This is a genomic window from Capnocytophaga haemolytica, assembly GCF_001553545.1.
Taxonomy (GTDB): domain Bacteria; phylum Bacteroidota; class Bacteroidia; order Flavobacteriales; family Flavobacteriaceae; genus Capnocytophaga; species Capnocytophaga haemolytica.
Genome location: NZ_CP014227.1, coordinates 1,595,865 through 1,610,522, shown reverse-complemented (window position 1 = coordinate 1,610,522; position 14,658 = coordinate 1,595,865). Strand labels below are relative to the sequence as shown.

The following is a 14,658-nucleotide window of genomic DNA, read 5'->3' as shown; positions in this document are numbered from 1 at the left end:
AGAAAAGCGGTTATTCAATGATGAATAACCGCTTTTTATTTATGTAGTTTTCAGAAATTGTGCTGTCGAAAATCATAAATACACAAGTCTCTGAAGCTCAGTATATTATGTATTCATAATTTACATTATGTAAAATAGAGGAAAGAATATTGAGTAAATAGCCTATGCAATCACCCCGCTACCTAATAGTTCCTCGCCTTCATACCAGACGGCAAATTGCCCTTCAGTGATGGCACTTTGAGGTTCTTTAAAATGAATATACAATCCATCAGGGACAGCGTATAATTTAGCTTCCTGCAATGGCTGACGGTAGCGAATGCGTACCATAGCATCTTTATTCTCATAAGGCTGCAATCGCAAATCTTCGCGAACCCAATGCACATCTTCCTTCTTAATAAATAAGGCACTCCTGAACAGACCGCTGTGCGTGTGTCCTTGCCCTGCATAGATAACGTTCTCATTTACATCGGTTTCCAGCACAAACAACGGCTCGGGTGTGCCACCGACATTTAAGCCTTTACGTTGCCCCTTGGTGAAGAAATGCGCCCCCTGATGTGTGCCGACTCTCTTTCCATCAGAAGGTTGATACACATAGCGTTGCGATAAGTATTTGAGCTCATCTTCATAGCACTCAAAAAGACGCTGCTCAGCGCGTTCTGCATAGCCGTGCCAAGTAGCAGGTATTTCTATAATAGCCCCTTCTTTGGGTAGTAATTTCTGTTGAAGGAAATCGGGTAAGCGTACTTTTCCTACAAAGCAAAGCCCTTGAGAATCACGCTTTTCAGCAGTAACTAACCCTTGGGCTTTAGCAATGGTACGCACTTCGGGCTTGAGCATCTCCCCTATCGGAAATAATGCTTTACTGAGCTGATCCTGTGAGAGTTGACAAAGAAAATACGACTGATCCTTATTAGGGTCTACCCCCATCAGCAAGCGGTATACAGGCTTTCCTCCTATCTCAATTACCTCTTTGCGGCAGTAATGCCCTGTGGCAACGTAATCAGCACCAAGGCTCAGTGCCAACTGCATAAAGACATCAAACTTTATCTCGCGATTGCAGAGCACATCAGGGTTAGGCGTGCGCCCACACTCGTACTCGGCAAACATATAATCGACAATACGCTGCTTATAAGGTTCACTCATATCCACGGTTTGGAAAGGAATGCCGAGCTTTTCAGCTACCAAAAGGGCATCGTTGCTATCCTCAAGCCAAGGGCATTCATCCGAAATGGTAACCGAATCGTCGTGCCAATTCTTCATAAACAGACCTATAACCTCATACCCCTGTTCCTTAAGTAGATACGCAGCCACACTGCTATCCACTCCCCCACTTAAGCCCACTACTACTCTTTTCATCTGTATTTTAACTTTTGAGGGTGCAAAGGTACAACTTTTAAATGATTAATGGTCAATGATCAACAATGAATTTAGCATAAATACCTCAAAAATAGTTTTGCGTATTATGAATTATTTCATAACTTTGCCGCATCTTTTTAACAATACCACAACATAACTCCACAGCTTAATTTTCTTACCTCTGATTACTGACCTCTGACCCCTCCTCGTAAGAGGAACCTAAGAGCAAGGTAAGAGGAACGTAAGAGCAACTACGGTTGCAATACGGATGGAGTACGGTTGCAATACGGACTTTCTACCTACCCAAAAAGGGGGTATTTTGGTATTATTAGCCATTACATATTATTCAATTATAAATCCATTTTAATAAAAATATGACAAAAACTACTTAGAGCAGAGTTCCGCCTAAGATAGCTCCTCAATTTACCTTCCTTTTTTGCTGAGAAAATAACACTTGCAAAACTGTACAAAAGCTGTATAAAGTTTTTTTTCAATAATTTATATTGATATCTCAAATATTATTCGTACCTTTGCACTTGGAATATCATATACTATCGCGATGGCAGCGCATAATGATTTTGGCAAAGAGGGCGAAGAGGATGCAGTGCAGTTCCTCGTTGACAACGGGCATAGCATCTTGGAACGCAACTACAGATTTGGGCACGCGGAGATCGACATCATCTCCACAAAGGCTAATGTGCTGCATATCACAGAGGTAAAAGCACGCAATTCAACTGCTTATGGTGCGCCAGAGTCGTTTGTGAACAAGCAGAAGATGGGGCTGCTCATCAAGGCGGCAAACCACTATGTGAGTGTGAAAAACTTGGATATGGAGGTGCAATTTGATATTATTTCGATTGTGAAAAACAGTGTGGAATACGATATTACGTATATTGAAGATGCGTTTTATCCGTTCTAAACGTATAAAATAAGTGTAAAGATGAAAACAGTATCCGCAGCCGTTGAGCAATACATTAAGTCGAAACCGTTTCTACAAACGGCACTTTCGCAAGGGATCATCAACCTGACCTCTTTGGCGCGTATTATCCGCAAAGAGATACAGGGTGAGACATCGCATCGTGAGGTGCGCAATGGAGCGATAGTGATGGCACTCAAACGCCTCTCTACCGATATGGAGTTCCGCTCTACACACCGTATTGTAAAGGTACTCAAGAATATAGGCAACATCATCATCCGTCCTAACCTGACGGACTACACCTTCTTGGTATCGGAGACACTGATGAACTGTCAGGCGGAACTGTTGAAGAACCTACAACACAAAAGCGATGTGTTCTGTGCTACTACACGCGGTGTAAACGAGTCTACCATCATTGTCAGCAATAGCGTTGAGAGCTTGGTAGAGAAGATTTTCAGTAAGGAAAAATGCTTGCACAAGTTTACCGACTTAGGCTCTATCAGCGTGAAGTTGCCAGAAGAAAACGTCTCTACCTCAGGGCTTTATTACTTTATCTTCCAACGATTGGCGTGGGAAGGGGTGAGTATGAACGAGGTGATTTCCACTGCAAATGAGTTCACCATCGTAGTGCCTGAGGAGCAGGTAGATGTGGCTTTTAAAGTGATTAAGGATTTAAAATTATTATAGAAGATTTTTGAAGATGGTAAGAGTAAGATTTGCACCCAGCCCGACGGGAGCGTTGCACATAGGCGGGGTGCGCACAGCACTATTCAATTATTTATTTGCAAAGAAACACGGCGGCGAGTTCCTGCTCCGCATTGAGGATACCGACCAGAACCGCTATGTGGAAGGTGCTGAGGATTACATTATTAAGTCGCTTGAGTGGTGCGGATTGACCTACGATGAAGGCGTAGGCAAAGGCGGCAAACACGCGCCTTATCGCCAGAGTGAGCGCAAGGCTCTCTATCGCGAGTATGCTGAGGCACTCTTGGCAAATGGATGGGCGTATTACGCCTTCGATAGTGCCGAGGCTTTGGAGGCACAGCGTAAGGCATTTGAGGCAAAGGGAGATACCTTTATATATAATTGGGCAACGCGTGGTAGTTTGGAGAACTCGCTCTCGCTGCCTAAGGAAGAGGTTGAAAAGCGATTGCAGCGCGGCGATGCCTACGTGGTACGCTTTAAGATGCCTGAGGGCGAAACCCTGCAAATGCACGATATGATTCGTGGGGATGTCACTATTGATACAAGTACGCTCGACGATAAAGTGCTCTTCAAGAGCGATGGAATGCCTACCTATCACTTGGCAAATATCGTCGACGACCACCTAATGGAGATCACACACGTGATCCGCGGTGAGGAATGGCTGCCTTCGATGGCACTACACCTATTATTATATAGAGCCTTTGGCTGGCAGGCACCTGAGTTTGCACACCTACCACTGATACTCAAGCCTGTGGGCAACGGGAAGCTCAGCAAGCGCGATGGGATAAAGTACGGCTTCCCTGTCTTCCCAATGGAATGGGAAGAGGAAGGCACACTGCTCAAAGGCTTTAGAGGCGAAGGCTACTTCCCTGAGGCACTCATTAACTTCTTGACACTACTAGGCTGGAACCCTGGTGGCGATAAGGAGATTTTCTCCATAGAGGAGCTTATTGAGCTGTTCGATTTGGAGAAAGTACACAAGGCAGGAGCGCGCTTTGATCCTGAGAAGATCAAGTGGTTCAACCATCAATATTTACAGATGAAGAGCGACACTGCACTTGCGGAACTGTTCCAACCTATACTAAAAGAGAAGGGTCTCTCCTACCCTACTGCTGCCTTAGCGCGCGTGGTAGGGCTGATTAAGGAGCGGGCTACCTTTGTGGCAGACTTTTGGGAGCTCGGCAGTTACTTCTTCGTACGCCCCACTGAGTACGATGCAAAGGCACTTAAGAAGCAATGGAAGGACAATACCTCCGAAATCATCGACGAGGTGAGCGATATTCTCCGCAATGCAGAGAGTTTCAGTTCATTAGCTTTGGAAGAACGCATCAAGCAATATATTGAAGAGAAAGGTTACGGCTTCGGACAGGTGATGCCACCTCTACGGTTAGCCCTTGTAGGCGAGATGAAGGGTCCTCATATCTTTGATATTATGGAAATTATCGGTAAAGAGGAAACACTTGATCGGTTGAAAAACATACAGTTAGCTACCAAAGGGTAAAATTTTATAAAAATATTTTGCAAAAAAGTTTGGTAGTTAGAAAATAATTTGTACCTTTGCCCCGATAAATAAGACAAACAGATGTATTCAATTTGTAACATAATGTGTATGTGGTGCACGCCAAAAGCGAGCAGTGCTGCTTGTGTTATATATTGAAGTCGGAGCTAAAAAGACCATATATCATAACAAACTCACTGCTTTTAAGGTAGTGAGTTTTATTTTTATACCTATATGAATAAAGTAAATTGTGCAGAGAGCCTGCTAAGTGAGCTATATGAGCAGAGCAGTGCCATAACCCACCACACTAGTAAGCAGCGTATTGAGCATTTTATTGAAGGGATATTTAGGTTTCTCTTCCTTATAGAAGAACGCACCTGTATCTCAAAGGCGACTATTGAAGCACGGTATGAGGAACTGAAGTATGATTTTGTACATATCGTCAATAACTTCTTAGAGAATGAGGAGCAAAAGGCACAAGTAGCTGATTACTATGATTGTATATTACCAGAGATATACAACAAATTGAAGGAAGATGCGGTATTTTTCACACAAAGCGACCCCGCAGCGACCTCAGTGCGTGAGGTGCAGATCACTTACCCAGGCTTCTTTGCCATTATGGTCTACCGTATGGCACACGAGCTATGGGTGCGAGGGGTGCGGTTGCTGCCGCGTATTCTCACTGAGTACGCCCATAGCAAAACAGGGATAGACATACACCCAGCGGCAGAGATTGGCGTTCCCTTTATGATTGACCACGGCACAGGGATCGTCATCGGCGAAACGACGGTGATAGGCAACTATGTGAAAGTATATCAAGGAGTAACGTTAGGAGCATTATCAGTATCGCTGGATAAGGCAAACACCAAGCGACACCCTACTATCGGCGATAATACCGTGATATACTCAGGGGCAACAGTGCTTGGCGGCGATACTGTGGTAGGGCACGATTGCATCATTGGTGGAAATGTATGGCTTACAAGTAGCATTGAGCCGTATACGAAGGTCTTCCATAAGAGCCTCATCACCGTAAAAGGAGTAGAAATAAAGGAAGAGCCGATTAATTATATCATATAGAGATCAGAGACGAGAGAACAGGAAGGAGTAAGAGTGAGAATAGTAAAAAAGTAACTTAATTAAAAACTATATAAAAATGGCGTACAAAAATGTTTTAGAAGTCATCGGGAACACTCCCGAGGTGAAGATCAACAGATTGTTTGGTGAAAATGCGAATGTTTACATCAAGTTGGAACGTTTAAACCCAGGGGGGAGCATCAAAGACCGTATCGCATTGGCGATGATCGAAGATGCTGAGGCGCGGGGTCTACTCAAAAAAGACACCGTAATCGTAGAGCCTACCTCAGGGAACACAGGCGTAGGGCTATCGCTGGTAGCTGCTGTAAAGGGCTATAAGCTCATAGTGGTAATGCCAGAGTCGATGAGCGTGGAGCGCCGTAAGCTCGTAACAGCTTATGGAGCTGAAATAGTGCTCACCCCTAAAGAACAAGGCACAGGTGGAGCAATTGCTAAAGCCAAAGAGATTGCAGAAGGCATTCCTAACTCGTGGATACCTCAGCAGTTTGAGAACCCTGCAAACCCAGCTGTACACGAGCGTACTACAGCACAGGAAATACTCAAGTCATTCCCTGAAGGTTTTGACTACTTTGTAACAGGAGTGGGCACTGGTGGGCATATCTCGGGAATCTCAAAGGTACTCAAGCAGCACTTCCCTAAGCTTAAGACAGTAGCTGTAGAGCCCGACCAATCGGCAGTGCTCAGCGGTGGAAAACCTGGTCCACACGCTTTGCAGGGCTTAGGTACAGGTTTTGTCCCTAAGACTTACAACCCTGAGGTAGTAGATGAGGTAATTCCTATCTCAAAAGAAGAGGCTTATGAGTTTGCCCGCAATTTAGCTAAGAAAGAAGGTATCTTGGCAGGTATCTCTACAGGGGCAGCCTTGGCAGCCGTTAGCAAGGTGCTACAACGTGACCCTAAGGCTCGTATCCTCACAGTAAACTACGATACTGGCGAGCGTTACTGGTCAGTTGAAGGACTTTACGAATAATAAATATGTATCATAACTTTTATAAATGGGAAAGGGCTTAGAACTGTGGTTCTAAGCCCTTTCTGTATTTATCAAACTATTTTATTTTAACGGATGTTCTTAGGGTCTACACCTGAGTCAATCAAAGCCTTGCGTATTTCAGCAAAGGTTTTGAGGTTCTTACCTTTCACGGCATCAAAGTTATTACCTTTCTTCAGATAGTTGATAAGCCCTGACTGTCCGCCGAAATAGAATGGCTTCACATCAGCAATAGAGCCACCTCGCTTGAGTGCTGTGAAGAACTTCTGATACTCAGCAATACGCGCATCAATCTCCTTCTTTTCTTGGTTGAACTCTTTCTTAACTACTGCCCAATCTGAGCCTCCTATTCTACCTGCATTGAGTTTCACCCTATCAACTACATCCTCAGAGCAAGCCAATGAGTTAAAAACCTTCATATCAGTGATAAAGGAAGTAGTGGCTGCTCTATTAGAAGCCGTGTTTTTAGGGGTCTCCTCTACCCTATCCACACGTGAAGGAGCAGCGGGTTTAGGTTCTGTTCTGCGAGGTTCATCTACTACCACACGTTCTCTTCTGATAGGCCCCTCATTTTCTACAACAGTTTGGTTATCACGGCTTCTACTGTCTGCAATAATACGCTCCAAATCCTTCTGATAGGTTTTGAACTCCGTAGCACTACCTTTCAAATAAGGTTTTAAAAGGCTGTCCACTTGTTCGCTATTAAAGGCTGAATAGTCAAAATCTTTTAAGAAGTTTTCCCATACAGCTTTCTCAAACTCAGGGCGAAGTTTATCCGTAAGATAATGCTTTCTTTGTGCTTCTGCCCAAAATAGATTCCCATTAGGATCAGAGTGGGTCTCCTTCCAATGTCCTACCTCAGCAAGGAATGCCCGAGCTGGTGACATAGTCTCTATTTTGAGTGTATCCTTCGTCTTTTGGTCAATCATCTGAGAGAGTTTGCCCAACTGAGCTTTATCAATGGCTATTGTATCTTGCCCTTCTTCATCATAATTGACAATGAGCTTCACTTCATCAAAAGGCAGGTTGTTCTTCAATCGGATATACGAATTATCAATGTCGTAAGTGCGTTCATCAATATTTGTGAGGAAACGCATATCCTTGATTGGGCTTTCTGAGGCAATTTCAATATAAGCCTTCACAGGGTCCTTAAGCATAGGGAATATGAACCAGTAGCCAATGCCCACCAATAGTAATATGATGCAAGCCACTGAGGCAATCTTAAACCACAACTGCTTTATGATAGGTGTTTTCTCGTCTTCATATTCCTCGTCTTCATCATCAAATGAAGCTAAATCTTGCTGTGCTAAGGTTATTTCATTAGGGGCTGTATAAGTTTCATAAGTACTCTCTTGAGGGGTTGTATCTCTTGAAACTACATCAAAATTAACTATACCACTCTCTGAAACACTCACTACCTTGTTTAAATCTGTACTTTCAAATTCAAAATGATACTGATGTTCAGGTAAAATAATCTCTATAGGTGCATCACTACGTAATTTTTTACTGAATGATATCCCATTAATTCTCAAAGAAACAGTAATTAGTTGATTTGAGGCAATTGTAAAGTTATATCTCTGAAAAGGAACGGAAATAAACTCCTTATCTTCAACAGAAATATGACTCTTGAAAACAATATTATTATAGCTCAAATCAAATATCCTATGGACTTCATCCCCTTTTAGAAGGAAATAATACCCCCTACTATCCGAATAAAGTTTAGGTTTAAAATAATTACTTTCTAAAGCTAAAAGAGGAATATACCTTTCGTATTCCAACTGAGGTGTCCTTATATATAGTTTTAACTCCTTCTCTACAAAAGGAATAGTATCAAAGGTGTAGTTATTATACGTCTTCCTAAAAATACCTCTTTCAAGCCCTTTCTTAAGTGTGTCACGGAAAGAAAATACCTCGTAATACTTTGATTTTTCAAGCAATAACTCTATTTCATCATTCTCATCAAAGTACTCATTGGTATAAGTTGCACTGATATCCTGCCCATTCTTCATAAAGGCAAGGATCTTGATCCCCAACTGTGTAACTATAAAGTGTGATCTTTCAGTAGCCTGAGTATTACTTGCTGGCGTATCATTCTGACGCTGTATTTCCTGATACTGCAACATTGGGAAATCAATGCGATGTGCAATAGGATTTTCAATAAAGTCAGTGCGCAAGAACATTATTTGCTGTCCCGCTAAAAACCCGTGTTGATAAGGTGTATTGAAGTATTTATCTACCTCATACACATCTTCATAACCTAAGAACTTAGGCATTGTAACAGGCTGTGATTGTGGGCTTTTTACACTGTAATCCTCTGTAATTTGCTTTTCATAGCCACGTAAGATATGGTAATACGGACTGATATCATCTCTCTCACTTTGCATTGGAGCATTTGTATCAGCATTGATGCGCTCTGCAAAATACATATCCATCATCAAATTAAGCACTTGCCTAACTCCTCTCCATTGTAGCACGTGGGGTATATACAATGAAATAGCAATATATACTCCCGTCTGACCATTGATGTCGCGTGAAGAACGATATTGTGTATATATCTTGTAATTCTGTGTAAATTCTAATGTATAAAAATCCACACTCGGAATATGAATTCGAATAAAAGAACTAATGTCTTTTAGTCGCTCTCGTATTTCTTGTGACTGAAAATCAACCCCGTGAGCAGCAAGCACTTTACAACCTTGCTTATAACCCCAGATCGATAAACCAATTGTATCTATTTTTGACTCCATAATATTTACGGGTGTGTTAAAATTTTACGCAAAGGTAGAGTAATTTTGTGACACCACCAAATTTTTTTGCAAAAAAATACCTACAAAATTAAAAAAACTTTGTAGGTACAAAAATTATAATTGATATGAACTATTTAAACTTCTCGCTAAATTATTCATTTACAGTAGCTTCTGCAACCACTTCCTCCGCTTTCACTTCAGGAACTGCCACAGCTGGTTTTTCTACCACTACCGCTTCTGCAACCACCTCAAATGGGAAATCAACCACTACTTCACGGTGCAAACGGATTGCCGCATTATACTTACCTGTACGCTTAATAGTGTTCCCTGGGATGTTGATGAACTTCTTATCAATCTCGTGACCTGCCTTTGAAAGCTCACTTGCCAAGTCGCCGTGATTGATAGACCCGAACAACTTATCGCCAGCACCTACCTTTGCCACAATCTTCACTGCCAATGAAAGCAATGACTTCGCTGTTTTCTTAGCCTCATCGATGATATGCTGTTCTTTGTAAGCGCGTTGCTTTAAAGTTTCAGCCAATACCTTCTTTGCAGATGGAGTAGCCAATACAGCAAACCCTTGTGGAATCAAGTAATTGCGACCGTAGCCGTTCTTTACTGTAACGACATCGTCTTTAAAACCTAAGTTCTGTACGTCTTGTTTTAATATAATTTCCATAGTCTCTACTCCTTTAATTACTTTAATAAATCAGCTACGTAAGGCATCAATGCCAAGTGGCGTGCACGCTTTACAGCAGTAGCCACTTTGCGTTGGAATTTTAGCGAAGTACCAGTCAGGCGACGTGGTAACAACTTGCCTTGTTCATTCACAAACTTCAACAAAAAGTCAGCATCCTTGTAGTCGATATACTTAATGCCTGATCTTTTAAAACGACAATACTTCTTTTGCTTTGATGTGTCGATGTTCAGTGGAGTAAGATACTTAATGTCTCCTTTTTTCTGTTCTACTGCCATTTTCTTACGCTTTTTTAGTGTTCAACTTTGCTCTTCTCTTTTCAGCCCAAGCGATTGCGTGTTTGTCCAACTTTACAGTAAGGAAACGCATCACGCGCTCATCGCGGCGAAATTCCAATTCATAAGCCTCGATAATCTCACCTGGTGCTTTGAATTCAAAGAGGTGATAAAATCCGCTTTTCTTGTTCTGAATAGGGTAAGCCAACTTCTTTAGCCCCCAATTCTCTTTTGCTACAAATTCTGCACCCCTCGAAGTAAGAAAACTCTCGAACTTTTCTACTGCTTCCTTTATCTGGGTCTCAGATAAAACGGGATTCAAAATGAAAACAGTTTCGTATTGATTCATAATTCAATAAATAAAAAATTAATTTCAGGGCGCAAAAGTACTACTATTTTTCCACCCGACAAAATATTTCATCACTTTTTTACTAAAAAAGTTCTTGTAAAATATATAACCCACTGTATATAAGCAAAATAATGATTACAGTTTCAGCTTTTAGGCAATAGCTTTTAGCGTTTAGGACTAACGTACCCTTAGCATACATTACAGTAATGTTAAAGGCGCGTTAGCAATTTACTCTCTACTCATTGCTCATTAATCATTATAAAAGTCCTTCCTGCACTAAGTTATGTAGGTGCACAATGCCAACATAAGTGCCTCCCTCGGTCACCAACAGCTGGGTGATCTTATTGCGCTGCATCAGCTCTAAGGCGTCGATGGCAAGGGCATCAAGGTCGATGGTCTTAGGGTTGGGCGACATAATATCGGCTGCCGTCAAGCCACTGATGCTATCGGTGCGACTGAGCATACGGCGAATATCGCCATCGGTTACCACCCCTACAATCTTACCTTCGGCAATCACCGCCGTAGCCCCGAGCATCTTCTCCGAAATCTCCACAATCACTTGCTTCACATCTGTTGCAGGGCTCACCGCAGGCTTTTGGTTATGGGTTACTATGTCCGACACCTTTAAGTACAGCCGTTTGCCCAGTGCCCCCCCAGGGTGATACTTGGCAAAATCTTCCTTGCCGAAGTGCTTCATTTCCAAGAGACATACCGCCAGCGCATCGCCCAGCACGAGTTGTGCCGTAGTGCTGGTAGTCGGGGCGAGATTGTTCGGACAGGCCTCCTTTTCTACGTGAGCGTAGAGCACCCAATCTGCCTGTTGTGCCAACACCGAATTGCGATTCGAGGTGATGGCAATCAGCTTGTTAGCTCCACGCTTGAGCAGTGGCACCAACACCTTTATCTCAGGTGTATTACCGCTTTTGGAGATACAAATCACCACATCGTCGGCTTGGATAATACCCAAATCGCCGTGGATAGCATCGGCAGCGTGCATAAATATCGAAGGCGTGCCTGTGGAGTTCATCGTAGCCACGATTTTGTTGGCAATGATGGCACTTTTGCCTATGCCCGTAATCACCACGCGTCCTTTGCTAGCGAGGATATGCTCCACCGCCTGCACAAAGTCGTTCGTGAGATAATCAGCCAGCCCCAACACTGCTTTACCCTCTTCAGCGATGGTCTGCTGTGCAATTGTAATAATATCTTTATGGTTCATTTCTAAACGTATTTTTATTGGTGATAAACTTCAAATCGTGCAAAATTACGATATTCCTATGAATAAACAAGTGCAAAAGGACAACAAATATATAAAAAACATAGCTTTTATTTCTTAAAAATTCATTATCAATAAGATAAATATTATAAGTAGATACACCGACAAGACTACGAAGTATACGGCAACCGAACGGAGACGTAACGAAGCCAAAATGTCCTAATCTCACATTAAGGCTACATCTGTACACAAGGATCCATCGACCAATCGCAGATGCGCCCCGAATGGATCTCGAGTGGATCTCGAATATTTGGCGAGCGTACTCACTGTGGCAACCGAAGGAACTCTATAGGAAGAGTATAGGAACGGTATAGGAAGAGTGAAGGAACGCTGAAGGAAGGTATTACTATAGTATTAGGTTGGTATTAGGTTAGTATTAGGTTTAGCGAAAAACTATCGAATAATCAACGAATTAAAAAGCTACCAAAAAAGCACTTTTAGAGGTCAGTGATTAGGGGTCAGTAGCCAGCTATTAGGAAGCAACCTACGGATGACAACTAAGAGCTAACATACTTGTGTCTACCAAGAAAAAACTAAAAAAATTACGCATCACTTATTGCCTATTCATCATTATTTACTACCTTTGCCGTCAAATTAATTTATCATACCAATTTTTATGAAGAGAATAAGTATAACATTACTGGCGCTGTTACTGCTATTTCCAGTAGCAAGAGCCGATGAAGGAATGTGGTTCTTGATGTTTATCAAGCGACTCAATGGGCGCGATATGCAAAAATTAGGGCTCCAGCTTACCCCAGAAGAGATTTATTCCATTAACCACAACAGTTTGAAGGACGCCATCGTGCAATTCAACGGAGGTTGCACAGCGAGCATCATCTCCAAAGATGGTTTAGTGCTCACCAATCACCACTGTGGCTATGAGAACATTGCTGAGCTATCGACCCCTGCAAGCAATCACCTCAAGAATGGCTTCTGGGCAAAGAACCACAGTGAGGAATTGCACCCAAAGGAATCGTACGTGCGCTTCTTTGTGCGTATGGACGACGTAACGAAGCGTATGCTCGCGGTGGTGGACAAATCTATGAGCGAGAGTGAGCGAGAGGCAGCACTGAATCGCGAAATCGCTAAAATACAGAAGGAGAACGACGGCGGCGGCAAATACACCGTATCAGTGCGTTCTTTCTTCCAAGGAAATGAGTTTTACTATTTTGTATACCAAGATTTTAAAGATGTGCGCCTTGTGGGTACACCCCCCGAAAGTGTGGGTAAATTCGGCGGTGATACCGATAACTGGGAATGGCCACGCCATACTGCCGACTTCTCCCTCTTCCGCGTATACACAAATAAGAATGGTGAAGCTGCTGAGTACGCTCCTGATAATATCCCGATGCAAGCCAAAACCTATTTAAAGGTAAGCCTCAATGGGGTGAAGGACAAAGATTTTGCAATGATTATGGGCTATCCTGGGACGACCAACCGTTGGGAGGCATCGTATTGGGTAGATCAGAAGGTAAAATATGCTTATCCTGCCTGGGTAGAAGGTTCAAAAACCGCTATGGATGCTATGAAACAGTTTATGGATAAGGATGATGCCATCCGCCTTAAATATGCCTCGCAATACTCGCAGATCGCCAACTATTGGAAGAACCGCCAAGGGATGATCGATGCCCTTACTAAGTACAAAACAGCTGATACCAAGCGCGCCGCTGAAGCTAAGTTCGCTAAGTGGGCTAATAAAAAGAAAAACAAAGCTGAGTATGGCGACGTACTCAATACGATGGCAAACTACTTTGAAAAGACCAACATAAAGGCTGCTGACGATAACTATCTGATTTCAATCATCCGCGCCTCAGCATTGGCAATCATCCCGTACCGTACTGTGATGCTGCTACGTGCTGCTGAAAAGGCAGGCGCAAGCCCAGAGATGGTGCGCGAGCGACTTGCTGAGATACTCGCCCCGTATGACGATATAAATATAGAGGTTGAAAAAGCCATTCTGGCAAACACACTGAAGCTCTATGCTACCAAAGGCACCCATATTGCAGATGAGGTGGCGCGCATCAAGGCGGATTACAATGGCGACTTCAATCGCTATGTGGATGAGGCAGTAGCCGGCAGCGCCTTCAAGAGCAAAGATAACGCTGCCTTAGTCACTACCAGCACTTCTATTGCTGAGTTGGAGAAAGACCCACTGTTTGTGCTCTCATCCTCTCTGCTGGATAAATACCGCGACCAATCGCCTGAGTTAGTAGCTTTGAATGATAGCTACAAAGGGGCATTCCGCCGATTCGTAGAGGGTATGAGAGTATCAAAGATTAGTGCGATACGCTACCCTGATGCTAATTCAACCCTCCGACTGACTTACGGAACGGTCGATCCACTTGCGACAGACAGCCGAAATGCTGATGTGAGCAAAAATTACTACACTACTTTCAAAACAATGGTTGCCAAATACAAAAAGGACGACCCAGAATTCGATATGCCACAGCGTATGCTCGACCTCTATTCGAGTAATAATTTCGGCAGGTATATAGATAAAGATGGCTCAATGCACCTGAACTTCCTTACCAATAATGACATCACAGGAGGTAACTCAGGCTCGCCCGTGATGAACGGCAAAGGAGAGCTCATAGGGCTGGCTTTCGATGGCAATATAGAGGCAATGGCAGGCGATGTAATCTTCGACAAAAAGTTACAACGCACCATCAACGTCGATATCCGCTATGTGCTTTGGGTAATTGACATTTACGCAGGAGCAAAAAATATCATCGATGAGATGACTATCGCCCAATAAA

The 14,658-nt window shown here is 43.0% G+C and carries 12 protein-coding genes; 6 read left to right on the top strand and 6 right to left on the bottom strand.

What is annotated here, in order from left to right; genetic code table 11:
- Positions 1-162 precede the first annotated feature (162 nt).
- The gene (mnmA, locus tag AXF12_RS07245) at positions 163-1,356 is read right to left on the bottom strand and encodes a tRNA 2-thiouridine(34) synthase MnmA (RefSeq protein WP_066429723.1); all 1,194 of its coding nucleotides are present in this window, start codon (positions 1,354-1,356) and stop codon (positions 163-165) included.
- Positions 1,357-1,915: 559 nt separating this feature from the next.
- Between mnmA and AXF12_RS07240 the strand changes: the two genes are divergently transcribed.
- The 5 genes from AXF12_RS07240 (at position 1,916) to cysK (ending at position 6,540) form a co-directional block, all read left to right on the top strand.
- Positions 1,916-2,275 carry a YraN family protein gene (locus AXF12_RS07240; RefSeq protein WP_066429720.1) on the top strand — a complete coding sequence of 120 codons (360 nt, stop codon included), beginning with the start codon at positions 1,916-1,918 and terminating at the stop codon, positions 2,273-2,275.
- 21 nt (positions 2,276-2,296) lie between these two features.
- On the top strand, positions 2,297-2,959 hold the full coding sequence (locus tag AXF12_RS07235) for an aspartate kinase (protein ID WP_066429717.1): 663 nt from the start codon (positions 2,297-2,299) through the stop codon (positions 2,957-2,959).
- A 13-nt stretch (positions 2,960-2,972) separates the two neighbouring features.
- Positions 2,973-4,478, top strand: a complete 1,506-nt coding sequence (gene gltX / locus AXF12_RS07230; protein WP_066429715.1) for a glutamate--tRNA ligase — start codon at positions 2,973-2,975, stop codon at positions 4,476-4,478.
- Positions 4,479-4,709: 231 nt separating this feature from the next.
- Positions 4,710-5,552 (top strand): serine O-acetyltransferase, encoded by an 843-nt coding sequence (locus AXF12_RS07225; RefSeq protein ID WP_066429713.1) that lies wholly within the window; start codon positions 4,710-4,712, stop codon positions 5,550-5,552.
- A gap of 76 nt (positions 5,553-5,628) precedes the next feature.
- Positions 5,629-6,540, top strand: a complete 912-nt coding sequence (gene cysK, locus AXF12_RS07220) for a cysteine synthase A (protein WP_066429711.1) — start codon at positions 5,629-5,631, stop codon at positions 6,538-6,540.
- A gap of 86 nt (positions 6,541-6,626) precedes the next feature.
- Here cysK and AXF12_RS07215 read toward each other — a convergent pair whose 3' ends face one another.
- From AXF12_RS07215 to AXF12_RS07195, 5 genes are all read right to left on the bottom strand, one after another.
- Positions 6,627-9,305, bottom strand: a complete 2,679-nt coding sequence (locus AXF12_RS07215; protein ID WP_066429707.1) for a hypothetical protein — start codon at positions 9,303-9,305, stop codon at positions 6,627-6,629.
- Between the two features lie 151 nt (positions 9,306-9,456).
- Positions 9,457-9,984, bottom strand: a complete 528-nt coding sequence (gene rplI / locus AXF12_RS07210) for a 50S ribosomal protein L9 (RefSeq protein WP_066429705.1) — start codon at positions 9,982-9,984, stop codon at positions 9,457-9,459.
- 17 nt (positions 9,985-10,001) lie between these two features.
- Positions 10,002-10,280 carry a 30S ribosomal protein S18 gene (gene rpsR / locus AXF12_RS07205; RefSeq protein ID WP_066429703.1) on the bottom strand — a complete coding sequence of 93 codons (279 nt, stop codon included), beginning with the start codon at positions 10,278-10,280 and terminating at the stop codon, positions 10,002-10,004.
- 4 nt (positions 10,281-10,284) lie between these two features.
- Complete coding sequence (gene rpsF, locus AXF12_RS07200; RefSeq protein WP_066429699.1) at positions 10,285-10,626, bottom strand: 30S ribosomal protein S6; 342 nt, start codon at positions 10,624-10,626, stop codon at positions 10,285-10,287.
- Positions 10,627-10,882: 256 nt separating this feature from the next.
- The gene (locus AXF12_RS07195; RefSeq protein ID WP_066429697.1) at positions 10,883-11,845 is read right to left on the bottom strand and encodes a KpsF/GutQ family sugar-phosphate isomerase; all 963 of its coding nucleotides are present in this window, start codon (positions 11,843-11,845) and stop codon (positions 10,883-10,885) included.
- Positions 11,846-12,518: 673 nt separating this feature from the next.
- Between AXF12_RS07195 and AXF12_RS07190 the strand changes: the two genes are divergently transcribed.
- The gene (locus AXF12_RS07190) at positions 12,519-14,657 is read left to right on the top strand and encodes a S46 family peptidase (protein ID WP_066429693.1); all 2,139 of its coding nucleotides are present in this window, start codon (positions 12,519-12,521) and stop codon (positions 14,655-14,657) included.
- Position 14,658 lies beyond the last annotated feature (1 nt).

Excerpts from the sequence above, each read along its gene's own strand:
- mnmA (WP_066429723.1), bottom strand. The coding sequence starts at position 1,356 with ATGAAAAGAGTAGTAGTGGGCTTAAGTGGGGGAGTGGATAGCAGTGTG.
- AXF12_RS07240 (WP_066429720.1), top strand. The coding sequence starts at position 1,916 with ATGGCAGCGCATAATGATTTTGGCAAAGAGGGCGAAGAGGATGCAGTG.
- AXF12_RS07235 (WP_066429717.1), top strand. The coding sequence starts at position 2,297 with ATGAAAACAGTATCCGCAGCCGTTGAGCAATACATTAAGTCGAAACCG.
- gltX (WP_066429715.1), top strand. The coding sequence starts at position 2,973 with ATGGTAAGAGTAAGATTTGCACCCAGCCCGACGGGAGCGTTGCACATA.
- AXF12_RS07225 (WP_066429713.1), top strand. The coding sequence starts at position 4,710 with ATGAATAAAGTAAATTGTGCAGAGAGCCTGCTAAGTGAGCTATATGAG.
- cysK (WP_066429711.1), top strand. The coding sequence starts at position 5,629 with ATGGCGTACAAAAATGTTTTAGAAGTCATCGGGAACACTCCCGAGGTG.
- AXF12_RS07215 (WP_066429707.1), bottom strand. The coding sequence starts at position 9,305 with ATGGAGTCAAAAATAGATACAATTGGTTTATCGATCTGGGGTTATAAG.
- rplI (WP_066429705.1), bottom strand. The coding sequence starts at position 9,984 with ATGGAAATTATATTAAAACAAGACGTACAGAACTTAGGTTTTAAAGAC.
- rpsR (WP_066429703.1), bottom strand. The coding sequence starts at position 10,280 with ATGGCAGTAGAACAGAAAAAAGGAGACATTAAGTATCTTACTCCACTG.
- rpsF (WP_066429699.1), bottom strand. The coding sequence starts at position 10,626 with ATGAATCAATACGAAACTGTTTTCATTTTGAATCCCGTTTTATCTGAG.
- AXF12_RS07195 (WP_066429697.1), bottom strand. The coding sequence starts at position 11,845 with ATGAACCATAAAGATATTATTACAATTGCACAGCAGACCATCGCTGAA.
- AXF12_RS07190 (WP_066429693.1), top strand. The coding sequence starts at position 12,519 with ATGAAGAGAATAAGTATAACATTACTGGCGCTGTTACTGCTATTTCCA.